Consider the following 26,800-nt stretch of genomic DNA (forward strand, 5'->3'; position numbering starts at 1 on the left):
AATTCCTTACCTTGCTGTAAAATCCATAATATGCTGAAATCTATGACCGGTTTTGGAAGAGCAGAGCAAACCGTGGGCGATAAAACGTTCCTGGTAGATATAAAATCATTGAACGGGAAGCAGTTTGAGCTGTCGTTGAAAATGCCTGCATTTCTGAAACCTTTTGAATTTGATATCCGAACCATCTTATCCAAAAAACTGGGACGGGGAACGGTAGACTGTACGATCAGTCTTAAAGAAAGCGGTGCTGCCAAACCAGTAAGTATCAATACAGACCTTGCAAAAGCATATTATAAACCCATTGCAGAATTATCCAAGGCACTTGATCTGGACCCGGCTCATATTTTAAGTACCCTTATTAAATTGCCCGAAGTCATAACACCTACAGGTGAAACATTAACCCCCGATGAATGGCAGTCATTTGAGAAAGTAATTGAGAATGCCATTCACAACCTGAACACCCATCGCCAGGAAGAAGGTAAAGTATTACAGGATGAACTGCTGTTAAGGATCAGCAATATCCGCAAGCAACAGGAGGAGGTAATATTACTGGAGCCTTTGCGCAAACAAAAGATAAGGGAGGGACTGGTGAAGGTATTGGAGGATAATGTAGGCAAAGAGAGCTATGACCCCAACCGCCTGGAGCAGGAACTGATCTATTACATCGAAAAGATAGATCTTACGGAAGAACAGGTGCGTCTTAAAAATCATTGCGACTATTTTGTATCGATCCTGGGAGAGCCAGATGAAAACAAGGGAAAGAAACTATCCTTTATCCTGCAGGAGATCGGCCGGGAGATCAATACTACAGGCGCCAAAGCCTATGATTCCAGCATCCAGAAATGTGTGGTGCTGATGAAGGACGAAATGGAAAAAGCCAAGGAGCAGGTGCTTAATGTATTATAAAACAGTGCTAGTGGCGAGTAGCCAGTGGTTAGTGGGGTAATACAGCCGATAGTGTATTCGCCGGATTTCAGCCCACTCGCTACTCACCATTAACCACTAGCCTTCCACTTGCGTCTTTTAGGCTGATGCTTATATTTGTAAAAATATTTCCCATTGAAAAGGAACCGCCAGTTTCATATTCTGCCCTTTACCCTCCTTATTTCCTCTTTCCTCGTTATTGCATCCTGCACTACCGTAGATGTTTTTGAAAAGAATGTAGCTATCCCCAACCATGCCTGGAGCAGTCAATTTAAGCCCGAGATCACCTTTGAGATTAAAGACACCACGAGCCTTTACGACATGTACCTGGTGGTCCGGCACACGGATGCTTATCGTTATAAGAACATCTGGGTTAATATAGGTATGCAGGCGCCCGGCGATTCTGTTGCTGTCAGCAAATCCCTGGAGCTGCAACTGGCCACTGATAGTAAAGGCTGGCTGGGTACGGGCATGGATGATATTTTCGAACACCGCATCCTTATTACGCCTGCGCAAAGGCCTCAGCTCTTGAAAAAGGGTTTATACCGTTTCCGCCTCACCAATATTATGCGGGAAGATCCGCTGGAACATGTCATGAATGTGGGCATACGGGTAGAGAAAGTGAAATAATACATGGAAGCTGCCGCCAAAAAGAGGGTTTACTTCATTAGTACCATTTATTGGTTCCTCCTATTCTATATTATAGCTGCCCTGATCTGGTGGTTTATTGCCCTGGAAAACCAGAACCGGCAAATGACCAGTTATAAACTTAATGAACTGATGCTGGATGACCCGGGTTACCAGGCCCGGTATGACCAGATCAATGAAGAAAAGAAACGGAAGACAGCCCAATATATAGGAGAAGGGATTACGTTCCTGGCATTAACGCTGGTTGGCGCTCTATTTGTATACAGGGCCTTCCGCCGCCAGCTGAATTTCCAGAACCAGCAGCAAAACTTCATGATGACGGTGACCCATGAGCTAAAAACACCTATTGCGGTTGCCAAGCTGAACCTGGAAACGCTTCAGAAGCATTCACTGGAAGAAAACAAACGGCAGAAGTTGCTGCATATGACCGTGCAGGAGGTGAACCGGCTCAACACATTGGTCAATAATATACTGGTATCGGCCCAACTGGAAGGAGGGCGGTACCGGATATCGGATGAAGAGCTTGATCTTTCTGAACTGGTAAAGTCTTGTTTTCAAGACTTCAGGAATCGTTTTCCCGAAAGGCAGTGGCAATCTGAGATCCTTCCGGAGATCGATATCATGGGCGACCCGCTCCTGCTTCAAATATTGGTGAATAATCTACTGGAGAACGCGGTTAAATACTCGCCTAAAGAAGGCACCATTCAATGCAAGTTGCACCAGGCCGGAAAGCTGGTGGTCATGGAGATCATTGACCAGGGGCCTGGCATCCCGGATGAGGAGAAGGGCAAAGTATTTGAAAAGTTCTACCGCATTGGCAATGAAAACACACGTACAGCAAAAGGAACGGGCCTGGGATTGTACCTATGTCATAAGATTGCAAAAGATCACAAAGCAAGTATCCGGGTAGTGGATAATCTACCTACGGGCTGTAACTTTAGCGTTAGTTTTACTAAGTAAATACACACTATGAGTACAAGGCCCTCCATATTATTGGTAGAAGATGAAGAAAACCTCCATGAAGCATTAAAGCTGAACCTGGAGTTGGAAGGGTATGAAGTTACCTCTGCCTTTACAGGTAGTGAGGCGCTGCAAAAGGTACAGGATGAATATTTTGACCTGCTTATACTGGATGTAATGTTGCCCGAACTGGATGGCATTAGTGTTACAGAGACCATCCGGGTACAAAACAATGAAGTGCCGATCCTCATCCTGAGCGCGAAGAATGCCAGTTCGGACCGTGTGCTGGGATTAAAAAAAGGAGCCGACGACTACCTCACCAAGCCTTTTAACCTGGAAGAGTTGTTGCTGCGTGTACAGAAACTGATCAACAAGAACAAGAAGATGCTGGATAAGGATTCTGTGGGCGACACCTATAGCTTCGGCAACAATGTGGTGGATTTTAAAGCACAGGAAGCTACTACCAAAGCTGGAGAGCGGATACAGCTAAGCAAGAAGGAAGCCATGCTGTTGAAATTGCTTATTGAAAATAAAAATGAGGTAGTACCACGGGAAAAGATCCTGCAAACCGTGTGGGGTTATAATGTATATCCCACTACCCGTACTATCGATAATTTCATTCTTAATTTCCGGAAATACTTTGAAGCGGACAGCCGGAATCCCCAATATTTTCACTCTGTAAGGGGAGTGGGCTATAAATACACGGAATAGCCTTATACCTGTTGTAATTGTTGTAGGAGCGTTCTTGTCTCGTAGAATATTCTCTTCATATCATCTACCTGCTCCCCGGGCGTATACAAGGCCCATTCACACTCGTTTAATATAGAAACCAGGCTTTGAATGGTATCTGCCGGCACAGCCTGGGCCGTCAGGGCGCCAGCGATGTTTTGTTTGTTCAATGCTGAAGGAGAGACCTGGCATTTTTGAGCTATCATTTTCCACAATGCCTTTTGTATTTCCTGGCAGAACAGTTTTTTATCGCTTTGCTGCAGTGCTTCCCGCGCTATGACCAGCCATTCGTCGGCATTGATCTCCGGCTGCACGGGAGGAAGAGCAATCTCCTCTTTAGGCGGAGCTTGTTTTGCCAGCTGTTTGGCTTTTCTTAATTGCCAGGATTGGTAGAATACCCATCCTGCAATGCCCAACACAATAGCAGCAAAGAAATACATATGCCTGGGGATACCTGTTTGGTTACCCTGTACAAGCACAGCATTTCGTTCGGCTGTTTCGGCCTTGCTCACAGCCGCTATAATGTGCATGGTGACCGGCTCACTCATGGCTGTTTTATACTCTTTCCGGTCGGGATCGTAATAAGGGAATTCAACAGCAGGTATAGTACAATTGCCGGTATCGGGCGCTGCAAAGGAGTATTCAAATTCCTTGCTTCCGCTGAGCGGATAGACATATTTGTTTACATCTTCTTTTACTGCAGGATCTGCTGTATCGACACCCCTGGGCCATTTCACCACCGGTGCGGTGAGCAGGGTAAGGTTGCCAGTGCCGGAAACTATTACCTTGATCTTGACCAGATCGCCCTGGCGGATGGTGGTAGTAGGTGCGTGAACAGCAATATTGAAATTGCCCACTGCCCCTGCAAAATGATTGGGCTGATTGGCCGGAGGCAGTGATTTAATATCGAGCTCTACGGGTTGTGAACGCACGGAAACAGGGTAATCTGCTGGCACCCAGCTTCCGGATGCAACATCTTTTTTCCGGAAATGGATCAGGCCTTCTACTTCGGCAGGGTCGAGGGTGAAATTGCCTTCCTGCAAAGGGATCAGTTGTACCTTACGAATGATGTTCACATAATAGGCATTGCCTTTATACACTTCTACTTCCTGCTTATTATCATAACCATCCACCATTTCGATGACGCTGAACCCATTGAGGGATGGCCGTTTCACAACCTGTGCGGTGGTACTTAACCTTGAATAAGCTTTGTATACTGCCATAATCGGTTCCCCTACATAGCAGCTTGTCTTATTGACCTCGGTCCGTAAAAAGAAGTTCTTATGTATCTCTTCGGTAACATCTTCCCCGGGCTGTAGTTCTGTGGCAGACTCTATATCAACTTCCTCATTACCAGTATTTACAGATGATAATCCGGTACGTTGTACAAGGACCTTCACCGGGGCAGAGCGTAGTTTTTTGCCATCCACAACGGCTATGGCCCCTGGTATGGTAAAACGGCCACTTCGCCGGGGAGAAAGAATAACGATCTTGGTATAAGATTCGAGTAACTGCCTGGTTTGGGCCTGGATGCTGGTAGTGTTCTGATAATCAAAGGTTCCTTCCACGCGGAAATCGGCAAATTCCGGGATTTTAAAATTCTGTACGCTGCGGGAGCCTTCAATTACATACTGAACCTGGAACGTTTGGGGAAACTGAATAGTAGATTCATTGACCTGGGTATAGAATTTCACCTGCGCATTTGCCCACTGCAAACCCAACAGGCATACCCCTAAAAGTAAAGTATGTAATTTTCCTTTAATAATATAACGTTTTACTCCGGTAGCTGGCCGGTAGACAAATATAAATTTTGCTGCCAAGCCTTCCCGGATTTGTTTACGTTAAATGTCAGTTAAAGGATGAACGGCAGTGATGGCTATAAATCACCCAATTGTGGGCGCATGATGATGTCTTCCACACAGGCCTGGGGCGAAAGTTGTGATGCTGCGTACACCATGGTGGCAATATCCCTGGCTTCCATGATCCGTTTGGGATCTACGCCACTGCCGGCCCAGGAATCGGTGTAGGCGGCGCCAGGGTAAATGGCAGTCACTTTGATACCATGGGGTTTCATTTCCTCGCGGAGGTTGCGGGAGAAACCAGCCAGTGCGTATTTGCTGATACTGTAAGCACCTCCATTGTTATAAGCATGTAAAGAAGCGATAGAACACATGTTGAATATATGTCCGCTTTTTTGCTTTATCATTTGAGGGATCAGGACACGGCTCAGGTGATAAGCGCTGAACAGGTTGACATCCAGCATATGTTCCAGCGTCCCTTCCGGCTCATCGTGTACACTGCCGGGATCAAATAAACCAGCATTGTTGATCAACACATCAACAGGCACTCCAAAACCCAGCACCCAGTTGCCGAAAGCCTTGGCCTGTTCTTTAACGGAAAGGTCAAATGCGTTGGCTTTTACCTGCACTTCGGGATAATACCGCAACAGATCTTCTACGGTTTTGTACAAGGCCGTTTCACTGCGTGAGCAGATAAAAAGATTGTGCCCCTGAGAAGCAAACTGTTCAGCCATTGATCTGCCAAATCCTTTCGAAGCGCCGGTAATAACAACGTTCATAACATGAAATTAGGGTTACGAAGTTAGAAGTTGGCAGTCAGACTTCTTATTTTTGCGGCATGAAATACCAGCATCTCTTCTTTGATCTTGATCATACCCTGTGGGATTTTGAAGCCAATAGCCGTAAAACATTGGCAGATATCTATGAAGAAATGGCTTTGCATACAAGAGGGATCAATGATTTTGACCTTTTCCATAAGAACTACCTGGTACACAACGATAAATTATGGGCCCGTTACCGCAATGGCTATATTAAGGTAGATGAACTGCGTTGGAAACGGATGTGGCTTACTTTACTGGATTTTAAAATTGGTGATGAAAAGCTGGCCCGCCAGATGGGTGAGCGTTTTCTTGACCTCCTGCCTTCCCGCAACCTGCTTTTCCCCTATACCATTGAGATACTGGAGTATCTTAAAGGCAAGGGGTACAGCCTGCACCTCATTACAAACGGCTTTGAGAAAACACAGCATAGCAAATTAAAGAACAGTGGGATCGATCAATATTTCATCGAAGTGATCACTTCTGAAGGTAGCAATAGCCTAAAGCCGCACAAAGAGATATTTGATTATGCTTTTCAGCGGGCACGCGCTTTGCCTCAGCACAGCATTATGCTGGGCGATAGCATTGAGGCCGATATCCAGGGGGCAATCAATGCCGGCATAGACCAGGTATTTGTGAATCACCTCAATGCGGATGCTGAAGTAAAGCCTACCTATACGGTATATTCTTTACAGGAGCTGGAGACAATCTTTTAACCAGTGAGACGTGAAAGGTAAAACGTGAGCACCCGAAACAACTATAAGGTTGCCAATACGGTTACACCTCCCTTTACCACTTCATTCAACTGTACATTTACTTTGGTACCTACAGGCAGTAACAGATCTACCCGACTACCAAACTTGATGAACCCGTACTCGGCACTTTGTTCTACTTTTTGTCCTACGGTGAGGTAATTAATGATCCGTTTGGCCAGCGCGCCGGCAATCTGTTTTACCAGGATTTCCCCTTTTGCACTGCGGATCACGATAGAATGGCGTTCATTTTCGGTAGAAGATTTGGGATGCCAGGCTACCAGGTATTTCCCTTTATGGTATTGGTTGTACACCACTTCTCCGGAGATCGGGTTGCGGTTTTGGTGCACATTGGCAGGGCTCATGAAAACGGATATCTGCAGTCTTTTATCTTTAAAATATTCTTCGTCAAATACTTCTTCGATCACTACTACTTTGCCATCGGCCGGACAGATCACCAGGTTATCGCCTTTGGTAAGCTGGCGATTGGGCACCCGGAAAAAGGAAATGATAAACAACAACAATCCAAGGGTTACCACAAAGATGAGCCAGCTAAGCCAGGGGAGGCTATAACTGATAAAATAAAAAGACAGCAGGTTGATGACTGCAAAAATGATGGCGGTGATGACAATGCTTTTGTATCCTTCCTTGTGAATGGTCATTTAGAATGAGTTAAGATTGCAAATGTAAGTAATTAGGAATTATAGGGTTGGCCGGAGTTTATTTCATAAAAATGTTGACATAGAGCCAAACAAAGGGTGTAGCGATCAACAGGGAATCGAACCGGTCCAGAAAACCGCCATGTCCGGGCATCAGCGTTCCGCTGTCTTTTACATTGGCCATGCGCTTGAGCTTGCTTTCCAGCAGGTCACCGGCTGTGCCAGCGATGGCAGCAATGGCAGCAATGGCTATCCAGTCAACAACACGAAAGATATCCATCCACCAACCCAGCAGCGCAATTACCACTACACAAAGGATGGCCCCTCCGATGGTACCTTCCCATGTCTTTTTAGGTGAGATGGCAGAAAAAGGAGTTTTACCAATGAGTGAGCCTACTATATACGCCATGGTATCATTGATCCAGATGGAAAAGATAAGGCCGCAGGGAAGAATGTATCCTTCATCCAGGTGCCCAGGTCCCATTTCAACGATCCCATAAGCCCTCAGGTCTATCATGAGCCCCCAGCTTAATGATATGTACAGGAGCCCCAATGCAGAAAGCCATATATTCTTTAGCCGGATATTGCCTGCAAATAATAGTTCGATGATGGGCAGCATAAATACACAGATAAGGCCTACCCACCAGCCTACGGCATGTAATGAAAAATCGCCGATGTTAAAGGCATTGTTGGTAAAGTAGAGCATGATGCACCAGCCGGCTATCCGTACACTGTACTTATGAAAAGGGGTAATGGTCGTATACTCCGGGTCTATTTTGCCAATGAGTTTTTGGTATTCACTCCAGCAGCCAAAATGAATGATCGTAAAGAGCCAAAAAAAGGACCAGTGGCTCCATAATAAACCACCCAGCATGACTACCACAAAAATGACGGCAGTAAGTGATCTCGTTTTTAAGGTTGCCAGGTTAAGTGCCATGAGCTGGAAGATGATTATGCAATGAATTGGTTGGTAGGGGTAAGTTCGTCAATACGGTACACTTTGGAATAAGTGATGGAAGACTGACGACGGTAATACCACAGGATAGCCCACACAGCTACACCGCTGATAATGGAGGCCAGTAATGGCGTATCGGGATTGGTATTGATGTATTTGGGGGCGAAGGATACAGCAATGACCTGTACAGCATTATTTACAAAGTGCGCCACGATACAGGTCCACAGGCTACCGCTGTACCAATACAGCGCGCCCAGTACTACACCCAGGAACATGCGGGGGAAAAAGCCCTGGAATTGCAGGTGCAAGGCAGAAAAAAGAAACCCGGTAAGTATAATACCAACCCAGGAATTGCGTGTGATCTGTATCAGGATGCGCTGTAAAGCCCCCCGGAAGAACAATTCTTCACAAAAGGCAGGCAATAATCCGATAATGATCACATTCACAAAAACATCGACTGGTTTATTCGATTTAAAGAAAGCTTCCATTTGCCCGGACGCTTTATTTTCCAGTTCAACTATTGATGAAGGCAGGTGGATCCGCTGATTAAGCTGCCCCAGCCAGAACACAAACGGGAACGCCATCAGGATACAAAGAGCTGCCAAAATGTACATATTGGTATGCTCGGCCTTCTTAAATCCAAGGAAATAAGTGTATTTACCAGTAAAGGTGAAGACTGCAAACAGAAAGGTGGGCAATACGAACAGGATGATCGAGGAAATAGCCTGCGCCCATTTTAATCCGTTAACAACCTGAGGATCAGTCAGATTTACCGGTGCTGACTCCGTAGGCATTAAAGCGCCTGCCAGGATCAATACCAAGGGAAAGGCCAACAGGATAGCTAGTTGCCGCCAGGGTGATTTTATGCGTAAATGACCGATCATAAACTGGTATAAACGAATATTAGTATGTAAATTTGCCGCCGCTCCGGGAGCCACAAGATATGCACTTTTATTATGCCTTCTATTGGTAACATATCACTTCCTGATTTTCCGTTACTTCTTGCACCCATGGAAGATGTAAGTGACCCGCCATTCCGGTACGTGTGCAAGCAGAATGGTGCCGACCTCATGTACAGTGAGTTTATTTCCAGTGAAGGCCTGATCCGCGACGCCATTAAAAGCAGGCAAAAGCTCGACTTCTCCGAATTTGAACGCCCCTTTGGCATACAGATCTTTGGTGGTGATGAGGAAGCCATGGCCATGAGCGCCCGGATCGTCGATACTGTTCAGCCCGACCTGGTGGATATCAACTATGGCTGCCCCGTAAAGAAAGTGGTATGCAAAGGAGCCGGGGCCGGGGTATTGAAAGATGTAGACCTGATGGTGCGGCTGACGAGTGCCGTAGTTAAATCTACCAGCCTGCCGGTAACTGTTAAAACCCGCCTTGGCTGGGATGATAACACCAAAAATATTGAAGAGGTAGCAGAAAGGCTGCAGGACGTGGGTATTAAGGCCCTCACCATCCATGGCCGCACGCGGGCACAGTTATATAAAGGAGAGGCTGACTGGACATTGATCGGAAAGATCAAAAACAATCCCCGTATCCAGATCCCCATCTTTGGGAATGGAGATATTGATTCGCCTCAAAAAGCACTGGCTTATAAAAACAAGTATGGCATAGACGGCATTATGATCGGCCGCGCCGCCATAGGCTATCCCTGGATATTCCGGGAAATAAAGCATTTTTTCCAAACCGGTGAAATACTCCCCCTGCCTTCCATCGAAGAGCGCGTGGAGGTATGCCGTACACACCTGCGTAAATCAATTGAGTGGAAGGGCGATATTGTAGGCATCTTCGAAATGCGCCGCCACTATACTAATTACCTCAAAGGGCTGCCACATATTAAGGATTACCGCACCAGGCTGGTAACGGTAAAAACAAAAGATGAAGTAGAAGGCATCCTGGAAGAAGTAAAAATTGCTTTTGCCGGCATGGTACCTGAGCGCCCAATGGCCAGCTTTTCTTCGGACCAGCTGGAGGAATGCGCTTATTAAGAGCCTACGCAGGCACACCGTAACCAGCCATCAGATATTCCCACTTAGTTTGAGCTTCCCATCTTAACTTTAGTCAAATTCATGATCATGGTACTGCGTTGTTTCAAAACAGTTATCTATTCAGGTGCTATCCTGGTAATGGTGGTTGCCTGTAAGAACAAAGCCAGCAAAAATCCGGATACCGGTAAGAAAACGCTCACCGTAGCGGCAGGACTAGACAGCGCTTCTCTTATCAACGACCTGGCCTATTTATCCTCCGAAGCCTTGGGAGGCCGCGAGACTGGTACGCCGGGCAATGCACTGGCCCAGGCATATATAACCAGACGTTTTGATTCACTGCAACTAAAACAGTTTGATAGCGGACGGTTCCAGTCATTTCCTTTGGGGAATAGGTCAACCCCCATAACCGGGAAAAACATCATCGGCATCATTCCCGGCACTACTTATCCTGATAAATATTATGTAATATCTGCCCATTACGACCACCTCGGCACAAAAGGTGACAAGATCTACTTTGGTGCCGACGACAACGCCTCTGGTTCGGCCTGCCTGCTGGCGCTGGCCCGCTATTTCAAACACCACCCGCCGAAGCACTCCTTTATTTTCACCTCCTTTGATGCAGAAGAAAAGGGACTGGTAGGCTCCCGCTATTTTGTTGGTCACCTGCCGGTAGACAGCACTAAGGTGCTGCTGAATGTTAACATGGACATGGTAAGCCGCAATGATAAAAATGAGATCTATGCCAGCGGCACCTGGCATTACCCTTTCCTGAAAAAATACGTGGACAGCATTAAACCACTCACGAGTGTAACGGTTTCTTTTGGACATGATAATCCATCAGAGGGGCATAATGACTGGACAAATCAATCTGATCACTACCCTTTCCATAAAGCCAAAATTCCCTATCTGTATTTTGGTGTAGAGGATCACCCGGATTATCATAAGCCTACAGATACTTTTGATAAAGTAGACAAGGGTTTTTACTTCCGGGTATGTAATATGATCAGGGAGACGATTGTGGTATTGGACAGACAGGAGAAACTGCAATAAAAGTCGGAAAGACAGGAAGTCCGAAAGTCCGGAAGATTACGATCTGTGGATCCAATGAACGCTTAGGCTGCTTTTACAAATTCTTCCAATTTTGAAGTATACGCTTTAGCCCGTTTCTCGGCTGAATAATCCGCACCCAGCATCATTATTGCCTGGATAAGCAGGGCAATACCCAAGCCTACCCAAAACATTTTTTCGGGCTTGCTACGATAGACCAGGATCAATATAATGGATGCAACGATCAGTACCATCTCCACACTTTTATAAATGGTAAAGCTCTTAGACACTTTCTGCATACGGGGCAGTTCCTTTTCTTTCAATTGCTGCGGGTCCATATCGTAGGCATATACATTCCGCTGACGATCGCCATCACTTCTTTGAAAAACAGCAAAGCCGATGATCAATTGGATCAGCCCTATCAGCACCAGGGGCCAGGCGGTGCCTTTATAGAAGCTGGTGCGCAATACGAAGAAACATACAATAGCCAGTGCAACTGCAACAATGCCGATTATGAAAAAGATAAGCCCAATCTGCTTTTCGGCCATGAAATACTTTTCAATATCTGTTTTGGTAAGCATGGCATTGGTTTTAACGTATTATTTGGCAATAGCTGTTATTACTACCTGGCTTGAGGGTGACACAGAAGGATCGAAATAGTGTGTAAGTACGCCACGCTCATTCAGCAGGTATTTGGAAAAATTCCAGGAAGGCGCCTGCTCGTTCCAGCCATTCAGGGCTTTATGGGTAAGCCATCCAAATACAGGATTTTGCTCAGGTGATTTAATCACCACACTCTTTTTCGCCAGTGGAAAGCTAACACCAAAGTTCACTTTACAAAACTGGGCTATTTCTTCGTCGGAGCCTTTTTCCTGCTCATGGAAATCATTGGCAGGAAACCCAATGATCACCAGCTTATCCTTGTATTGGTCGTATAATTTCTGCAGGTCATCATACTGATTGGTATAGCCACAATCACTGGCAGTATTGACCAGCAATATTTTCTTACCCCGCAGGGAGGAAAGCGACAAGGTATCTCCATTATTTAAGGTAACAGTTAAGTCGTATACAGACTTGGGGCCTGTTACACCCTGTTCATTACTCATAGTTTTACTATTTTTTCCAAACAGCTTTGTTACTCCCATGAGAAGGGGATACATGGCTTTGGATATTTTTTGCCTGACGGTCATATGGGATGAATTTCTGGTAACGAATGCTACGTAGGTAACAAAAGTAATCACCAATAGTAGCAAAATGACCATAATTCTTTTAAGTCGCCTGTATCTTTTCCGCTGCAACATGGTTTAACGAATGATCCATTTAAACAATTTCAACTTCCCTTTGAAGGGTGGATACTTGATCGCAGGATCGAACCAGGCAGGTGTTTTCATAACAGCCTTGCGGTGACTAAAAGTTTCGAAGCTGGTACGGCCGTGATAAGCGCCCATACCACTGGCACCACGCCCGCCAAAGGGCAGGTGATGATTGGTCAGGTGCCAGCTGCTGTTATTGATGCAAACGCCGCCTGCCGGTACCTGCTCCAACCAGGCTTTTTGTTTCTTATTATCCGAGGAATACACGTAAAACGCCAAAGGATCCGGATGCCTGTTAATAATCGCTTTTGCCTCCTCCCGGGTATCAAAAGGGATAACCGGTAATAAGGGGCCAAATATCTCCTCCTGCATGATAGGTGCGTCGGGGCTAACCTCCACCAATAAAGTAGGCCCTATATATAGTGCAGCTTCATCATATTGGCCGCCATAAACTATCCGGCCATTTGCCAGCAATTTCGTGAGCCGGTTAAATTGTTTTCCATTGATGATCTTCCCATAATTATAACTGGCTGCCGGGTCATCCGTAAAGAATTGTTGCAAGGTGTGCTTCATGGCTTCCAGAAATGTATCCTGAACAGATCTGTGTACCAACACATAATCCGGCGCTACACACATTTGTCCTGCGTTGGAAAATTTAGCTATGGCAATCCGTCGGGCAGCCACCTTGATATTGGCATCGCTTTCCACCACACAGGGGCTTTTGCCTCCCAGTTCCAGCGTTACGGGCGTGAGCTTTTCAGCCGCCATCTGGTAAATGATCTTGCCCGTAGCAGTACTGCCGGTATAAAACACATGGTCAAAGCGAAAGTGCTGCATCATAGCTGGCACCACCTCTGCACCATCCCCTTCCAAATAAAATATATACTCCCTGGGAAATGTTTCTTCTATCAGCTGCTTCATGACGACCGAGGTAGCTGGCGCAAATTCACTGGGTTTGAGCACCATGCAATTGCCGGCTGCTATCGCGCCTACCAATGGAGTAAGTAATAATTGTAAGGGGTAATTCCAGGGCGCAATGATCAATATGATGCCCAGTGGCTCACGTTGAATATAACTGGAGGAGGGTAAGTTGACCAGGTTCGTCCCCACGCTTTCCGGCTCCATCCAGCCGTGTAAACCTTTAAGAGTTGCATGGATCTCACTCAACAAAAAACCGGTTTCTGTAACCCAACTCTCTTCGGGGCTTTTTTTTAAATCGGCATAGAGCGCATCGTGTAAGGCCTGCTCATATTTTAGCAATGCACGCTTCAGATGAAGCAGCTGTTCTTTCCGGAACCTGTAGGGCCTGGTGACGCCACTATCATAATAATGGCGCATAAGCAACAGCGCATCGGTTAGCTGGTCTTGATTCATAATTGTCTCCAATGAAATTACTCATTATTTGACATATAAATCAAAAAGGGTGAGCCGCCCTTACTGAAGTACGGGACGACTCACCCCTGAATGGAGAGTAACCGCTTAGAACAGATCGAACGAGGGCCACTTTTTAATGGCGCCATTTATATCCCACATCAGTTTATCCATAGCCCCGCCAATATTATTGCTTCTGGTGTTGACGATCAATGCCCAACAGTATCCGCTGCTGGTACGCACCATAATGGACTGCTCGCCCGGAAGGCTGCCACCATGCCAGTAGTTATCGTACTTGTTGACCGACCAACCTTTGGCATAACCGGTACTGACAGCCGGTGCGGTATACATGGTAGTAAGTGAAGGGGTTGCGAGAATATCCGCCTTAGGGGTGAATTTATCTACCCGTACCAGGAAGCGTACCAGATCAATCGGGGTAGCTATCCAGCCACCATGAGAATCCATGCGTTTTACATTCATGTAACTGGCATACGGATCTTCGCTATCGTAATATTTTACTTCATTCGCCTTTCGCTGCGCCAGGGTATTGCCGCCGATTTCCATGGTATTAATTCCACAGTTATTGAGCACATTGTTTCTTACCCAGGTATCATAAGGCTGTCCTGTTTTCTTTTCGATCACCCTGCCTAATATGCAGTAGCCAAAATTGCTGTAAGCATAGCTGGTACCGGGCTCTGTTTTAAGGGCCTGGTTATCCAGCGTCCAGGAGATTAGCTGTGCGTGGTTCATGGTCACATTCTTGAACATAGGATCGTTGCCATCATTTGTCCAACCACCTCCCAGGTGCTCCAATAGCTGCTCTATTGTGATATCTGTGATCCATTTCTTGTAGGGCTGTGTGCCATAGGTAGTCCCCAATATGGCGCCGCTGCCAAATACCTTATCACTTAACTTCAGCTTGCCCTGCTCTACCAGTTTCATGATCGCAGTAGCTGTAACCGGTTTGCTGCAACTGGCAATACGCAGGCGATGACGCGGCGCCATCAGCTCGCCGCTTTCTTTATCGGCGTAGCCATAGGTTTTGGCCAGTACCAGCCGGTCATCTTTGGCGATGGCCAGGGAAGCACCGGGCACTTTATAATCCTCCATAAATTTTTTAACCAGGGCATCTACGTCATTGAGTTCGTTCATATCAAAGCCAGCCTTGCTTTCCCAGATCGCCGCATAATAATCTTTATTGTTAACGGTATAACCATTTACCCAAACCGGACGGTAACCCATATAGAAAAACCGATCGAATTCATCCTGGTATTGCTGAGCTGTCATATTGTGCCGGGCAGCCCATGCACCGCTGCCTGATTTTTCAAAGATGGCAGCAAACCTGGCTTGCCCATTTAAGGAATAGCCACTTACTTTTTTAAGGCGGTAGCCCTGGCCGGTCCACTTATTGAACTCTGTCTGGTATTGATCTGAAGTCAATCCATGCCGGGCTACCCAGGCAGGAACATTCGCTGGTTTTTCAAATACAGCGGTATAATAGTCCTGGTTGTTGAGGGTATAACCACTGACATCGGTGAGGTAATAACCTTGCCCTACCCACTTGTTCACTTCCTGCTGGTATTGGGCGGCAGTCAACCCATGCCGGGAAACCCAGGCTGGTGTATTAGGTGTCTTTTCAAAGATGGCAGCGTATTTGGCAGCGCCTCCTGCTACATATCCGCTTACCTGTACAGGCCGGTAACCCTGGCCTACCCATTTATCTACCTCTTGTTGGTATTGTGTACCGTTCAATCCATGCCGCGCTACCCAGGCAGGTGTATTGGGCGACTTTTCAAAGATGGCAGCATAATTATCCTGGCCATTATTACTATAACCACTTACTTCTGCAATATGAAATCCTTTCGCAATCCATTTATCTACTTCAGATTGGTAAGCAGTAGCCGACAATCCGTGCCGCGCCACCCAATCCTGTGAAGACGCCAGCAGTGAACTTATCACCAGGGCGCCGAAGAGGCAAGCATTTTTTAACATACAAGCAAGTTTTAGGCCCACAAAGCTACTGTGCTGTAATGCCTGTTACAATACTCCAAAGAGGTAATTCTTAAACGTGTAAGTTTTAAAAGAAGGGAATTATTGAATTCCGGATGCAATAAAAAATTGGTGAAAGTGCAGGGCTACCCCTAGCTCCTTACTTTCACCAATAGCATAAGTAGACTTATCTATGCTTAAAAATAGTGCCAAAAATAGCGATGGGAATAAGTGATCAGGAAGCCATCTATGGGGGTTGTAGAAATAACGCTACACTATCAGCATAGCATCAAACACACACCAGACAACAACTTCATGATACTCAGGATTATTGTGGTCAATCCTTTTGCTCAAGCAAACACCGGGCTATTGTTTTGCAAACAAAGTCTTAAAAACTATTACCATGAAATTTAGAACCCTTTTATTTTCAATAGCATTATTGATCACCGCCGGCAACCTGTATGCAACAAGCAGCGCCAATGGCCTTGACAAAGAAAAGATAGCCCGCATGACAGAAGCGGAGAAGGATGCAAGAATTGCAGCAATGAAAAGCCGTGTAGAGGAAATACGCGATATGGACAGGTCAACACTTAGCCGGTCCGAAAGAAAAGAGCTTCGTAGGGAATTAAGAGACATGAATAAAGAAGCCAGGGCAATAGGCCGTGGCGGTGTTTATATTTCACTTACCGGCATCCTGATCATCATACTTATATTGATCCTGGTACTGTAGCATTATCCCCTGTGTAATACAGACACAAGGACATTGATCTTATAATAGATCAGCGTCTTTGTGTCCACCATAGAATGGCGCCACTAATGAGCAATACGGCAATGATAATAAATCCTGTATTGCTTCCGGTGTCCTTTTTAACTGCAGTATCTTTTAATCCACTTTCTGCATCGCTTTTGCTGAGCATATAGCTCATTTCGTCTTCGAAAGATTTGTACTCTTTGAAAAATGCATTGGACTCAGAAGGCAACACATGGTCCTTAAGACTTTCATATTGATATTTCAACTTCAGTTTACGGTCTCCATAAACAGCCTCTGCATGCATGGTAAAAGCAGCACATTTCATGTCCTCCTGCATATCAGAAAAGTTCCAGTCTTCGGGTAAATTCACGATCACTTCCTCGTGGTACCTGGCCGGGTAAGTAATATAAAAAGGCATCGTACGGGTTGCATCCTTGGGCTTCTTCAATACACCGTTGATAACAAAAGGAGAGAAATAACACTTTTTAAGGCCATTTTCTTTTTCCCATACATCTTTAATGGTGTAGTATTCCAGGGTGGTGAACTTACCGGTTTGCTCATCGTCTTTGTAATTAAGACTATCAATAGTAGCCTTTTCAAAGTAGCCGGCATAGAAGGTTTGAAAGGTTTTGCGCATCTCAAACAGGCTGCTGCTACTGAAGTCCTCCCGGATATCATCAGCGAAAGTGCCCAAATAAGTGGTCCGCACAGTGAGCCGTGCATTGCCCGACATATCGGGTATGCTAAATTCTTCTTTGATATCTATCAACCCCTTGTTGTTTTGCGGGGGAATGGCGGTCAGTGAAGTTGTACTGTCTTCAATGATCAATCCATACTGGTAATCAGGGTAAGAAATATCACGCAGTTTGCCACGCTGGTAAGAGATGGTAGGATCAAACCAATAATTTTGACCATTGTACTGAGCACATACCGTAGCATGATCAAAAACACCAGGTGAAGGCAGCCAGTCTTTAATGGTTTTCCGATAAGTTGCGCTGATCAATACCGGGCTGGCATCAACCCCCAAGGCCCTCAGCATAGTACACAGCAGGTAACTTTTATCCTTGCAATCACCAAAACGTTGTGCAAATACTTTGTCCGGATGGTGAGGTTTGTGCGAACGATCGCCCATTTCGATACCCAGGTAACGTATATCATCCTGCACAAACCGCAGCGCAGCAAGTATTCTTTTATCTACAGCTGTATCTGCATTTTTTATCTCTTCTATTTTTTGCTGCATGGCAGGCGATACCTTATTGCCAAAAGAGAAGAGTTGTAATGCCCAGTCATTCACTTCTTTCCAGTTTTTGTATTCACTCACCATCACCATGGGATAAGGATCGTACCAGGCGGGTACGCGGTCCTGGATATGCAGCGCGGGAATCTTCTCCAGCTTCCATTCGTAAGCAGTTTCTTTGGATGTTTCTGAAGTTGTATACGCTATCTGAGTAAGACTGTTTTTGATGTTGAGGGTACGTCCTTTGGGCAAAACGATGCGGTAATACAGGTTGTACATGGGTACACCAAAGCTGGTGTTCATCATATCGGTATACTTACCTTTAAATACAGGGTTAAACCCTTTCAGGGTGTAGCTGTATTCAATGATATCGCCTTTACGTACATCTTCCAGGAACAGAACAGCAGAAAGCGAACCGTTGTACAGGTGCCTGTTGAGCTCACTCTCCTGCTGAATGGTTTTTATATTCGATAGCTGTAGTTTATTGATCTTTCCACCGGCACGGATAATATTGATGGAGTGAAAAACAAGCTGACTATAGGAAGGATCAAAATCAACACTTACTTCCGAGGCATTTTGTACACCCGATTCAGAAATGATCCGGAAGGCCCGCTTATGGTAAATAGCCTGGCTGCCCACGGAAACCTGTTTATCCAGAATAAGGTCTACATATCCGCCTTCGGCTTCCTGGTCAAGTTTGGTATCGGTATAAGCAGGTGTATGAATAATGACCCAGGCAGGCTCCTTTTCCACGTGGGGTTTATTGTTTTGGGCAAACGACAGGGATACGGGTAAAAGGCTTAGGATCAACAAAGCCCGGAAAAACAATTTCATGGTGCTGGGGTTAAAATAGGTATACAAATTAGAGCTTTCCGGCAGCATTTACGGGATTATTTCCGGATTGCCTTTGCCAGTATACCCATCACCTCCTGCATCTCTTTTTCATTGAAGGAGGCAAAACCAAGGCGAATCGCATTGTAATTCGTTTTCCCTGTGATATAATTAGAACCATCGTTCATAAATAACCCCATAGCAGCAGCACGGGCAGCAACAAGTGGCAGGGGATGCCTGGGATGAAACCTTGCCCAGATAGCCATACCACCAGATGGCTGATTGTAATGAACAATGTCCGGTAAATATTGATCCAGCAGGGCACAAACATGTCCCGGCGCTCGTGGTAGGTCTTATTGGATTTTTTAATATGGCGGCCAATATCACCATTCTTCATCAGGTTGGCAACGGTAGCTTCCATCAGGTTATCGCCGCGGGAGTCTACCAGGCGCCGCAGGTTGACTGCTTGCTTTATAAAATTATCCGGCGCAACCATAAACCCAATGCGCAGCGAAGGCGTCATTACCTTGGTGACAGATCCTATATAGATAACGCATCCTTCATGTTGCGTGCTGGCCAGCGGCAGGATGGGAGCAGAATCGTAGTGAAAGCTAAAGTCGTAGTCATCCTCAATAACAGCCAGTTTGTATTGCCGTACCAGTTCCAGCAATTGCATTCTGCGCTCAGCACTCAGGGTGGCAGTAGTAGGATGATGGTGGTGCGGAATAACATATACCATCCGTATTTTCTTTTTCCTGCAGGCTGCCGCCAGCGCATCTATCTCCATGCCCTGCTCATCTACCGGTATTTGTATTAACCTGGCGCCAGCTTGTTCAAAAAGAAGACTGGCCAGGTAGTAGTTGGGATCTCCCACGGCCACATAATCGCCAGGCTGAATGAGCAGTTGTGCCGCCAGAAAGATCGCCATTTGAGCGCCGCGCGTCATCAGCACATTGTTGGCTTGAATATTCAATCCCCTGGTGGCAGAGAGATGCATTACCATGGCTTCCCGTAAGGTGTAAAAGCCCGAGGGATCCGGTCTTTCGATCATGGCATGCATGTTTTTGTTTTTCACCAGACTCCGGTATTCACGTAGCAAAGCATCCATGGGGGCCAGTCGCGTATCGGGAAGGCCATCATTGATCAGGAGCCTTTGCGAAGTCATTTTAGTAGAAGGAACAGGAAACGACAGTTGCTTGTTAAAACTAAAACCGGTATTGCCTGCATAAGGCGCGCTGATGCCTTGCGTAAATCTGCGGGGTTTTATATCCGGCAGGTTGGGCGCCACAAAAACACCTTTGCGGGGAATGGTCTCAATCCAGTCTTGTGCATTCAATTCTTCATAGGCAGCTACAATGGTTTTGCGGTGAAGTTGTAGCAGTTCGGCCATCTCACGGCTGCCCGGCAAGGCAGCCCCCGGCTTAATGATCCCTTCACGAATCAGACTTACCAAACGGTTGGCTACCTGCTGGTAGATTGGTGTAGTAGCTTTTTTATCGGGACGGATGAGCGTTTGAAATGGCAACATACTGGACTACCCAGCTTGTTAATACTGGACTTTAAAGGTAGTCCAAAGGGGCGGCATCGCCACCCCTTCATACAACATACTATTCGTTAACCACTTCCAGTATGGTAAACGTCTTTTTACCAGCCGGTACCTGCCAACTCACCTGCTGCCCTTCGCGAAAGCCGATCAGGGCTGCTCCAACCGGTGCCACCACAGAAACCTTCCGCATTTTCATATCAGCCTTATCGGGCATTACCAGCACCAGTTCCAAGATGTCTTCCCTGCCTTCTGCTTTTATTTTCACTTTGGAATTGAGCCTGACTGCGTCCGCTGGAAATTCATCCTTATCTACCAGCTTTGCCCGCTTCAGTTCCGCTTGCAGATCCTGCGCACTCTTACGCTCCACAAGTGTATTGCCATACCAGGTATTCAGGTAAGCTGTCAATAATTTGTAATCATCCAGCCTGAGTACAAGCTGGTTATTTATTTTTTGCATTGTTTATCTTTTTAATAGTGATCAAATAGAGGCAGGAGCCCATCCAGAGCTCACCTGCCCTTTGAAAAAACTTTGTACCGGATATATTGTGATTCCTCATGCCTCCTCACTCTCCGCTCACGCCGGTCGGATTCGAACGAATAACGCAAACGACGCAATACCGGAGATCGTTTTTCAGACCGCGGATACTCCTTACGTTTCTTTAAAACTACCAGTAACAGCAATGGCACCGTTATCATGAGCAACCACAACCATCTTCCATTACCAATAAAGCTGTTCTTTATAATAATTGCATTGACCAACACAAGTGGCAGTATAACCATACTACCTGCTGTATCGGGCTTGAGTTTATTTGCCATGATCCACGTTTTAACATTGGCAATCCGTCAGTATGTGCAATAGCCTGCCACCCCGTATATCACAGGCCTCAGTGGTCCACAGTATTTGCTTGCCAAAAGGATTCGACAGGCACAGACTGATCTTATTTTACCAATGGAATTAAAAACTTCCCGCTTCAATGTTGATCGAAGCATTGGACATTCAATAAATTAAACGCTAATCACCCCAGCCCGGGTAGCATGATAAGGCCGGGGATTAATTATGAAAGTCTTTGCAGGTTGGATAGTAATTAGACTTCTTCCCGAAATTAAACTGCAGGCAGGCACAAAAGGTTTGTGCTTCAAGCATTTGCTGCCCGAAGTAACCATTATGTATGTATTTATGTGTGCCCGACATGTTATAAAGATAGCAAAAATAAAATTAAGGCAGCAGATAGAAGCGCATTAAAGCGCTTTCCCGGCAAAACCTTCATTTAACACCAGCGTTTCGTATCTTTTCCTTATGAAACGTTTTCTTGCAACCAGTACCTGCTTATTACTGTGGTTTTTTGTTTTCTCCCGGCAGAAAACCGATCTCTGGCTGGATTCCCTGCTGCGCCAACAGGCTTCCCCACAATTGCTGAATGTACTGAATAAGCCCGACAGCTTTCAATACCAGCTCATCTATACGCAGATCAACCGCGATAAAAACAACCACCCCCAATTCAAACATTATTATCTGAATGTAGACAGGAACCGCTATTTCAATCCGGCATCGATGGTAAAAATGCCAACAGCATTCAGCGCATTGGAAAAGCTGAATGAACTCAAAAAAGCCGGCGTGAACAAGTATACCCCCATGCTTATAGACAGCAGCTATGAACGCCAAACCACTGTATTCACAGATACCTCATCTGCCAACGGGCTGCCTTCCGTGGCCCAATACATCAGGAAAGTATTTTTAGTAAGTGATAACGATGCTTATAACCGCCTCTATGAATTTGTAGGACAGCAAACCCTCAATGAAAAACTCTGGAAAAAAGGCTATACAGATAGTCGCATTACCCGCCGTTTTGTAACGATGAATGAAGACCAGAACCGGCATACCAATGCCATTCGTTTTATGCAGGATGGCCGCCTGGTATATGCACAACCGCCTGCTTACAACAAAGTACCTTTTGACTTCAGCAAAAAAATATTGGTAGGCAAAGGACATTGGAACAGAAACGACAGCCTGGTCAATGAGCCTATGGACTTTACCACACACAACAATGTACCACTGGAAGACTTTCAACAAATGGCCCAATCGGTCCTCTTTCCTGAATCCGTAAAGCCTCAGCAAAGGTTCAATTTAACCGATGACGATTACAAATTCCTGTACCGGTATATGTCCGAACTGCCCTACGAAAGCAAACACCCCAAATACGATACGACTGAATTCTTTGAGAGCTATACCAAATTCTTTTTCTTTAAAGCAGGTCGGGGCCGTATACCACACAATATCCGGGCTTTTAACAAAACTGGCTGGTCTTATGGATTCCTGACTGATGTAACTTACATCGTGGATTTTGAGAACAAGGTAGAGTTTATGCTCAGTGGTGTGATTTACGTCAACAGCGATGGGATACTGAATGACGACAAATATGAGTATGAACAGGTAGGCTATCCCTTCTTTAAAGAAACCGGCCAGCTTATTTACCAGTATGAGTTGGCAAGGCCCCGGAAATACCAACCCAATCTGAAAAAGTTTCAGCTCAATTACCAGGACCAATAAAGCTACTCCCCACCATGAATAAGTCTTGCCTGAAATATTACTGTATTGCTTCTTTGCTGATAATAAGTTGTGTGATCGCCTCCTTTGCCCCGGCGCCATGGGAACCTAACTCCTGGATCCGTATCAACATATTGGGCTATCAGCCCGACGGCACTAAAACGGCCATCTGGTGTGGCAAACAGGATCAGGTCGTTACTTCTTTTTATGTGATAGATGTAGCTACCGGCGCCACCGCACTAAAAGGCAATACCGGACCGGCAGCCGGCGCCTATGGCCCTTTTGCACAAACCTACCGGCTGAACTTCTCCCGACTGAAAAAACCAGGACGTTATATTATAAGGGCTGGTGATGCCATTTCTCCGGAGTTTACGATTGGCGAAGATGTATATAAAGGAGCTGCTGATTTTTGCCTGCGTTATATGCGTCAACAACGAAGCGGCTTCAATCCCTTTTTGAAAGATTCCTGTCACACCCATGATGGTTATACCATGTATGGACCCATGCCAGATAGCACACATATCGATGCTTCCGGCGGCTGGCATGATGCTTCGGATTATTTACAATATGTGACCACTTCAGCCAACGCTACCTGGCACCTGCTGGCAGCCTACCGCGACTTCCCCAATGTATTTGGAGATGAACACCTGGCCAACGGACTGGAAGGTAAAAACAACCGGGCCGATGTATTGGACGAAGCCAAATGGGGATTGGACTGGCTACTGAAGATGCACCCGAGGGAAGATTGGATGTTCAACCAACTGGGCGATGACCGCGACCATGCAGGCATGCGAATACCTAAAGAAGATAGTTTTTACGGAAAAGGATATGAGCGCCCCGTTTATTTTGCCACGGGGCAGCCACAGGGATTATTAAAATACAAGAACCGGGCTACCGGTGTAGCTTCTACGGCCGGTAAATTTGCCAGCACCTTTGCCCTGGGCTACCAAACCATCACTCTAGAGGATACTGCCTATAGGATCAAGCTATATCAAAGAGCGCAATCCGCTTACCGGCTGGGCGTTCAAAAACCCGGCGTGTGTCAAACCGCACCGGGACGTTCTCCCTACTTTTATGAAGAAGATAACTGGACTGACGATATGGAACTGGCAGCGGCCAGTCTGGGTTACATGCAGCAGGCAAGCAGTGGGTCTTCAGACCCATCCACCATAAAAGAAGCCCTCCAATATGCCAGGGTGGAAAAACTAACGCCCTGGTTGGGTGGTGATACTGCCCGCCATTATCAATGGTATCCTTTCATTAACCTGGGACACTATGAATTGGCCAAACAACTGGAGGGAAGACAAAAAAGAGAACTCATTGAGTATTATAAACAAGGCATTGAAAAAGTATGGCAGAAAGCCAGCACCAATGCCTTTTACAGGGGTATCCCCTTCATTTGGTGTAGCAATAACCTCACTACCTCTTTTGCTATTCAATGTTATTGGTACCGTGAGCTCACCGGTGACACCAAATACCTGGAGCTGGAACAAGCCAATTTTGACTGGCTCTTTGGTTGCAATCCCTGGGGCACCAGCATGGTATTTGGACTGCCCTCCTGGGGAGATACGCCTGCCGATCCCCACTCAGCCTTTACTCACCTGAAGCAATATCCCATTGATGGCGGCCTCGTAGACGGACCAGTGTATGGCAATATTTACAAGAACCTCATCGGCATCACTCTCAATGCACCGGATGAATATGCGGCATTTCAAAGCAGCCTGGTGGTGTACCATGATGATTACGGAGATTACAGTACCAACGAGCCTACTATGGACGGCACGGCTTCCCTGATCTACCTACTGGCAGCCAAAGAACAAAACCGTAAGGCCAGCGCTAATGAGGGCGCTAAACCTGGTAAAAAAAAAGTAAAGCCGAACGTCTACTCCGGTCCCAATAAAGGTTCCGGGAGCGCTATATCAGCATTACAGCAGCAAGTCGTACCTCAAAACAAAGCCATCACCAGGGGCGATATCAATAAAAAGCAGATCGCCCTGGTATTTACCGGCGACGAGTTTGGAGATGGCGGCAATACCATTGCCCACACCCTGCAGCGGGAAGGCATTAAAGCCTCCTTCTTTTTAACCGGCCGCTTCTACCGCGAACCAGCTTTCAAAGACGCTATTACACAGCTTCGGAAGGATGGACATTACTTCGGCGCCCATAGCGACCAGCATTTATTGTATTGTGACTGGAAGCGCCGCGACAGCTTATTGGTAACCAGGCAGCAATTTGATGCAGACCTTCGAAACAACTATGCTGCGATGAACAACTTTGGGATCAGTGAAGCAGAAGCCCCCTATTTCCTGCCACCCTATGAGTGGTACAATGACTCCATTGTTTCCTGGTCAAAGCAACAGGGTTTTCAGCTAATTAATTATACCCCCGGCACCATCAGCCACGCCGACTATACCACCCCCGATCTGAAAAATTACCGCAGTAGTGATGCCATACTCCAATCCATTTACAGTTTTGGGCAACAATCACCGGCTGCCTTCAATGGCTTTATTCTCCTGCTGCACATCGGTACCGCGCCTCAGCGCACCGACAAATTATACAACCGCCTTGGAGAGTTGATCCGCTACCTGAAAGGCGCCGGGTATGAAATAGTAAGGATAGATCAATTACTAGCTCCCCGATAGCCCGGGGACCGTGCAGGTCTGATTATTATTTCTATCGATCTGAACAATTTAGATCCGTACCAGTTATATTATTTTCGCCAGCCGTTCCCAATACGGCATGCACTTTTAACCCCAACCGACACAGTAGTTTAGATTGGACCTGATTTAAAAGTGTAATATCATGGAAAAGGTAACCAGGCCTCAATACATGAAGAGTGGCCATGAAACGATCTTCCTACAGTTGCGCCAGGAAGTGAATGCCCTGGTGGTACAATTGCAACCCAAACGGAAACGCGGTATAATGCTCAAAGCATTGTTGTTCCCCATTCTGTATATTTTTATCTACATTTCGTTGATCGCCTGGGGAAATAACCCGGTAGTACTCTACACCTCCTATTTCGGACTGGGGCTATTGCTCGTCGTTATTTTCCTGAATATTATCCATGATGCCGTTCACGGCACTGTTTTCAAGAGCAAGCAACTGAATGAGTGGTATATGTACCTGTTTGACCTGATGGGGGCCAACAGCTATACTTGGCGCATGCGGCATGTACGTTTTCACCACAACTATCCTAATGTGAGCGGTTGGGATACCGATATAGAGCAAAGTAAACTGGCCCGGATATTTCCCACCGACGAGCGCCTGGCCGTACACCGGTACCAACATATCTACCTCCCTTTATTGTATCCGCTTTACCTGTTGAACTGGCTGCTGATCCGGGATTTCAGGGACTTCTTTAATAAAAAGAGAACTGTATGGAAGCTAACCAGCATCCCCAAAGAAGAATATGTAAAACTGTTCCTGTTCAAAGCCATTTTCCTCTTTTACCTGATCGTAGTTCCCGGCTGGTTGCTGGCCATTAGCTGGGCCAAAGTAGTGACCGGCTTTTTACTGATGATGTTCACCGCCAGTATCTTTTCATTGATCGTATTGCTAAGCCCGCACGCTAATACTACCGCTGAATTTCCGATACCCGATCACAACCATCAGCTGCCGCACAACTGGATGGTGCACATGCTCAAAACTACCAATGATGTACGTTCGGATAATTGGTTTACCCGCTTTTGCATGGGATGTTTCAATTTTCACGTAGTGCACCACCTGTTTCCCAATGTGAACCATGTGTATTATCCGGAAATCACTTCCCTGCTGAAAACCTATGCTGCCCGGTATGACCTGCCATACCAATCCTACTCACTGGGCACTTCTCTGAAGAACCATTACCTGCTGTTAAAACGTAATGGTGTCCGTGAGGACATTTTTGAAGAAACGATGTAAGGAAGAAAGACCGGTCCTGGCCGTCAAAT

Annotated in this window: 25 protein-coding genes; 11 read left to right on the forward strand and 14 right to left on the reverse strand. The window is 46.2% G+C overall.

Annotated features, from left to right (window positions below; translation table 11 throughout):
- Positions 1-30: 30 nt before the first annotated feature.
- The 4 genes from D3H65_RS21565 (at position 31) to D3H65_RS21580 (ending at position 3,243) form a co-directional block, all read left to right on the forward strand.
- Complete coding sequence (locus D3H65_RS21565; protein WP_119052301.1) at positions 31-906, forward strand: YicC/YloC family endoribonuclease; 876 nt, start codon at positions 31-33, stop codon at positions 904-906.
- 153 nt (positions 907-1,059) lie between these two features.
- Entirely contained in the window at positions 1,060-1,554 is a 495-nt protein-coding gene (locus D3H65_RS21570) for a gliding motility lipoprotein GldH (protein ID WP_119052302.1), read from the forward strand.
- A gap of 3 nt (positions 1,555-1,557) precedes the next feature.
- Entirely contained in the window at positions 1,558-2,532 is a 975-nt protein-coding gene (locus D3H65_RS21575) for a sensor histidine kinase (protein ID WP_119052303.1), read from the forward strand.
- Between the two features lie 9 nt (positions 2,533-2,541).
- Entirely contained in the window at positions 2,542-3,243 is a 702-nt protein-coding gene (locus tag D3H65_RS21580; RefSeq protein WP_119052304.1) for a response regulator transcription factor, read from the forward strand.
- Positions 3,244-3,245: 2 nt separating this feature from the next.
- Here the strand turns inward: D3H65_RS21580 and D3H65_RS21585 are convergent, their stop codons facing one another.
- Together D3H65_RS21585 and D3H65_RS21590 are read right to left on the reverse strand one after the other, a co-directional pair.
- A complete protein-coding gene (locus tag D3H65_RS21585; protein ID WP_162915759.1) occupies positions 3,246-5,081 on the reverse strand; it encodes a BatD family protein in 1,836 nt (611 codons plus the stop codon).
- Positions 5,082-5,137: 56 nt separating this feature from the next.
- The gene (locus tag D3H65_RS21590; protein ID WP_119052306.1) at positions 5,138-5,839 is read right to left on the reverse strand and encodes an SDR family NAD(P)-dependent oxidoreductase; all 702 of its coding nucleotides are present in this window, start codon (positions 5,837-5,839) and stop codon (positions 5,138-5,140) included.
- 59 nt (positions 5,840-5,898) lie between these two features.
- Here D3H65_RS21590 and D3H65_RS21595 point away from each other — a divergent pair, with 59 nt between their 5' ends.
- The gene (locus D3H65_RS21595) at positions 5,899-6,594 is read left to right on the forward strand and encodes a YjjG family noncanonical pyrimidine nucleotidase (RefSeq protein WP_119052307.1); all 696 of its coding nucleotides are present in this window, start codon (positions 5,899-5,901) and stop codon (positions 6,592-6,594) included.
- Positions 6,595-6,635: 41 nt separating this feature from the next.
- Here the strand turns inward: D3H65_RS21595 and D3H65_RS21600 are convergent, their stop codons facing one another.
- From D3H65_RS21600 to D3H65_RS21610, 3 genes are read right to left on the reverse strand one after another with little or no spacing between them, the layout of a single operon-like run.
- Complete coding sequence (locus D3H65_RS21600) at positions 6,636-7,292, reverse strand: phosphatidylserine decarboxylase family protein (RefSeq protein WP_119052308.1); 657 nt, start codon at positions 7,290-7,292, stop codon at positions 6,636-6,638.
- 58 nt (positions 7,293-7,350) lie between these two features.
- Complete coding sequence (locus D3H65_RS21605) at positions 7,351-8,226, reverse strand: phosphatidate cytidylyltransferase (RefSeq protein WP_119052309.1); 876 nt, start codon at positions 8,224-8,226, stop codon at positions 7,351-7,353.
- Positions 8,227-8,240: 14 nt separating this feature from the next.
- Positions 8,241-9,128, reverse strand: a complete 888-nt coding sequence (locus D3H65_RS21610) for a type II CAAX endopeptidase family protein (RefSeq protein ID WP_119052310.1) — start codon at positions 9,126-9,128, stop codon at positions 8,241-8,243.
- 72 nt (positions 9,129-9,200) lie between these two features.
- On the opposite strand from D3H65_RS21610, the gene dusB reads away from it, so the two are divergent.
- Positions 9,201-10,241: a tRNA dihydrouridine synthase DusB gene (dusB, locus tag D3H65_RS21615; RefSeq protein WP_119052311.1), complete on the forward strand. Its 1,041-nt coding sequence runs from the start codon at positions 9,201-9,203 to the stop codon at positions 10,239-10,241.
- Between the two features lie 87 nt (positions 10,242-10,328).
- Positions 10,329-11,291 (forward strand): M28 family peptidase, encoded by a 963-nt coding sequence (locus D3H65_RS21620; protein ID WP_162915760.1) that lies wholly within the window; start codon positions 10,329-10,331, stop codon positions 11,289-11,291.
- Positions 11,292-11,353: 62 nt separating this feature from the next.
- Here D3H65_RS21620 and D3H65_RS21625 read toward each other — a convergent pair whose 3' ends face one another.
- From D3H65_RS21625 to D3H65_RS21640, 4 genes are all read right to left on the reverse strand, one after another.
- Positions 11,354-11,869, reverse strand: a complete 516-nt coding sequence (locus D3H65_RS21625) for a hypothetical protein (protein ID WP_119052313.1) — start codon at positions 11,867-11,869, stop codon at positions 11,354-11,356.
- Positions 11,870-11,887: 18 nt separating this feature from the next.
- Entirely contained in the window at positions 11,888-12,394 is a 507-nt protein-coding gene (locus tag D3H65_RS21630; RefSeq protein ID WP_245999558.1) for a glutathione peroxidase, read from the reverse strand.
- Between the two features lie 198 nt (positions 12,395-12,592).
- A complete protein-coding gene (locus D3H65_RS21635) occupies positions 12,593-13,975 on the reverse strand; it encodes an aldehyde dehydrogenase (RefSeq protein WP_119052315.1) in 1,383 nt (460 codons plus the stop codon).
- 105 nt (positions 13,976-14,080) lie between these two features.
- Positions 14,081-15,964 carry a serine hydrolase gene (locus tag D3H65_RS21640; RefSeq protein ID WP_119052316.1) on the reverse strand — a complete coding sequence of 628 codons (1,884 nt, stop codon included), beginning with the start codon at positions 15,962-15,964 and terminating at the stop codon, positions 14,081-14,083.
- Between the two features lie 400 nt (positions 15,965-16,364).
- Between D3H65_RS21640 and D3H65_RS21645 the strand changes: the two genes are divergently transcribed.
- Entirely contained in the window at positions 16,365-16,691 is a 327-nt protein-coding gene (locus D3H65_RS21645) for a hypothetical protein (protein WP_119052317.1), read from the forward strand.
- A 49-nt stretch (positions 16,692-16,740) separates the two neighbouring features.
- Here D3H65_RS21645 and D3H65_RS21650 read toward each other — a convergent pair whose 3' ends face one another.
- From D3H65_RS21650 to D3H65_RS21665, 5 genes are all read right to left on the reverse strand, one after another.
- Entirely contained in the window at positions 16,741-18,783 is a 2,043-nt protein-coding gene (locus D3H65_RS21650; protein ID WP_162915761.1) for a DUF3857 domain-containing transglutaminase family protein, read from the reverse strand.
- Between the two features lie 56 nt (positions 18,784-18,839).
- Complete coding sequence (locus D3H65_RS33450; RefSeq protein ID WP_262707689.1) at positions 18,840-18,968, reverse strand: hypothetical protein; 129 nt, start codon at positions 18,966-18,968, stop codon at positions 18,840-18,842.
- Entirely contained in the window at positions 18,965-20,308 is a 1,344-nt protein-coding gene (locus tag D3H65_RS21655; RefSeq protein WP_119052319.1) for an aminotransferase-like domain-containing protein, read from the reverse strand. The genes D3H65_RS33450 and D3H65_RS21655 overlap by 4 nt, the downstream gene beginning before the upstream one ends.
- Before the next feature lie 79 nt (positions 20,309-20,387).
- Positions 20,388-20,783, reverse strand: a complete 396-nt coding sequence (locus D3H65_RS21660; RefSeq protein ID WP_119052320.1) for a GreA/GreB family elongation factor — start codon at positions 20,781-20,783, stop codon at positions 20,388-20,390.
- A gap of 50 nt (positions 20,784-20,833) precedes the next feature.
- On the reverse strand, positions 20,834-21,142 hold the full coding sequence (locus D3H65_RS21665; protein WP_119052321.1) for a hypothetical protein: 309 nt from the start codon (positions 21,140-21,142) through the stop codon (positions 20,834-20,836).
- Positions 21,143-21,623: 481 nt separating this feature from the next.
- Between D3H65_RS21665 and D3H65_RS21675 the strand changes: the two genes are divergently transcribed.
- From D3H65_RS21675 to D3H65_RS21685, 3 genes are all read left to right on the forward strand, one after another.
- Positions 21,624-22,874 carry a serine hydrolase gene (locus D3H65_RS21675; RefSeq protein ID WP_119052323.1) on the forward strand — a complete coding sequence of 417 codons (1,251 nt, stop codon included), beginning with the start codon at positions 21,624-21,626 and terminating at the stop codon, positions 22,872-22,874.
- 14 nt (positions 22,875-22,888) lie between these two features.
- Positions 22,889-25,513 carry a glycoside hydrolase family 9 protein gene (locus tag D3H65_RS21680; RefSeq protein WP_119052324.1) on the forward strand — a complete coding sequence of 875 codons (2,625 nt, stop codon included), beginning with the start codon at positions 22,889-22,891 and terminating at the stop codon, positions 25,511-25,513.
- A gap of 160 nt (positions 25,514-25,673) precedes the next feature.
- A complete protein-coding gene (locus D3H65_RS21685; RefSeq protein ID WP_119052325.1) occupies positions 25,674-26,771 on the forward strand; it encodes a fatty acid desaturase family protein in 1,098 nt (365 codons plus the stop codon).
- Positions 26,772-26,800 lie beyond the last annotated feature (29 nt).

The organism is Paraflavitalea soli (assembly GCF_003555545.1).
In the GTDB taxonomy this organism is placed as follows: domain Bacteria; phylum Bacteroidota; class Bacteroidia; order Chitinophagales; family Chitinophagaceae; genus Paraflavitalea; species Paraflavitalea soli.

Bases quoted from the DNA above. Each gene is read 5' to 3' on its own strand.
- D3H65_RS21565 (WP_119052301.1), top strand. From the start codon at position 31: ATGCTGAAATCTATGACCGGTTTTGGAAGAGCAGAGCAAACCGTGGGC.
- D3H65_RS21575 (WP_119052303.1), top strand. From the start codon at position 1,558: ATGGAAGCTGCCGCCAAAAAGAGGGTTTACTTCATTAGTACCATTTAT.
- D3H65_RS21580 (WP_119052304.1), top strand. From the start codon at position 2,542: ATGAGTACAAGGCCCTCCATATTATTGGTAGAAGATGAAGAAAACCTC.
- D3H65_RS21590 (WP_119052306.1), bottom strand. From the start codon at position 5,839: ATGAACGTTGTTATTACCGGCGCTTCGAAAGGATTTGGCAGATCAATG.
- D3H65_RS21595 (WP_119052307.1), top strand. From the start codon at position 5,899: ATGAAATACCAGCATCTCTTCTTTGATCTTGATCATACCCTGTGGGAT.
- D3H65_RS21600 (WP_119052308.1), bottom strand. From the start codon at position 7,292: ATGACCATTCACAAGGAAGGATACAAAAGCATTGTCATCACCGCCATC.
- D3H65_RS21605 (WP_119052309.1), bottom strand. From the start codon at position 8,226: ATGGCACTTAACCTGGCAACCTTAAAAACGAGATCACTTACTGCCGTC.
- D3H65_RS21610 (WP_119052310.1), bottom strand. From the start codon at position 9,128: ATGATCGGTCATTTACGCATAAAATCACCCTGGCGGCAACTAGCTATC.
- dusB (WP_119052311.1), top strand. From the start codon at position 9,201: ATGCCTTCTATTGGTAACATATCACTTCCTGATTTTCCGTTACTTCTT.
- D3H65_RS21620 (WP_162915760.1), top strand. From the start codon at position 10,329: ATGGTACTGCGTTGTTTCAAAACAGTTATCTATTCAGGTGCTATCCTG.
- D3H65_RS21625 (WP_119052313.1), bottom strand. From the start codon at position 11,869: ATGCTTACCAAAACAGATATTGAAAAGTATTTCATGGCCGAAAAGCAG.
- D3H65_RS21630 (WP_245999558.1), bottom strand. From the start codon at position 12,394: ATGAGTAATGAACAGGGTGTAACAGGCCCCAAGTCTGTATACGACTTA.
- D3H65_RS21635 (WP_119052315.1), bottom strand. From the start codon at position 13,975: ATGAATCAAGACCAGCTAACCGATGCGCTGTTGCTTATGCGCCATTAT.
- D3H65_RS21640 (WP_119052316.1), bottom strand. From the start codon at position 15,964: ATGTTAAAAAATGCTTGCCTCTTCGGCGCCCTGGTGATAAGTTCACTG.
- D3H65_RS21645 (WP_119052317.1), top strand. From the start codon at position 16,365: ATGAAATTTAGAACCCTTTTATTTTCAATAGCATTATTGATCACCGCC.
- D3H65_RS21650 (WP_162915761.1), bottom strand. From the start codon at position 18,783: ATGAAATTGTTTTTCCGGGCTTTGTTGATCCTAAGCCTTTTACCCGTA.
- D3H65_RS33450 (WP_262707689.1), bottom strand. From the start codon at position 18,968: ATGAACGATGGTTCTAATTATATCACAGGGAAAACGAATTACAATGCG.
- D3H65_RS21655 (WP_119052319.1), bottom strand. From the start codon at position 20,308: ATGTTGCCATTTCAAACGCTCATCCGTCCCGATAAAAAAGCTACTACA.
- D3H65_RS21660 (WP_119052320.1), bottom strand. From the start codon at position 20,783: ATGCAAAAAATAAATAACCAGCTTGTACTCAGGCTGGATGATTACAAA.
- D3H65_RS21665 (WP_119052321.1), bottom strand. From the start codon at position 21,142: ATGGCAAATAAACTCAAGCCCGATACAGCAGGTAGTATGGTTATACTG.
- D3H65_RS21675 (WP_119052323.1), top strand. From the start codon at position 21,624: ATGAAACGTTTTCTTGCAACCAGTACCTGCTTATTACTGTGGTTTTTT.
- D3H65_RS21680 (WP_119052324.1), top strand. From the start codon at position 22,889: ATGAATAAGTCTTGCCTGAAATATTACTGTATTGCTTCTTTGCTGATA.
- D3H65_RS21685 (WP_119052325.1), top strand. From the start codon at position 25,674: ATGGAAAAGGTAACCAGGCCTCAATACATGAAGAGTGGCCATGAAACG.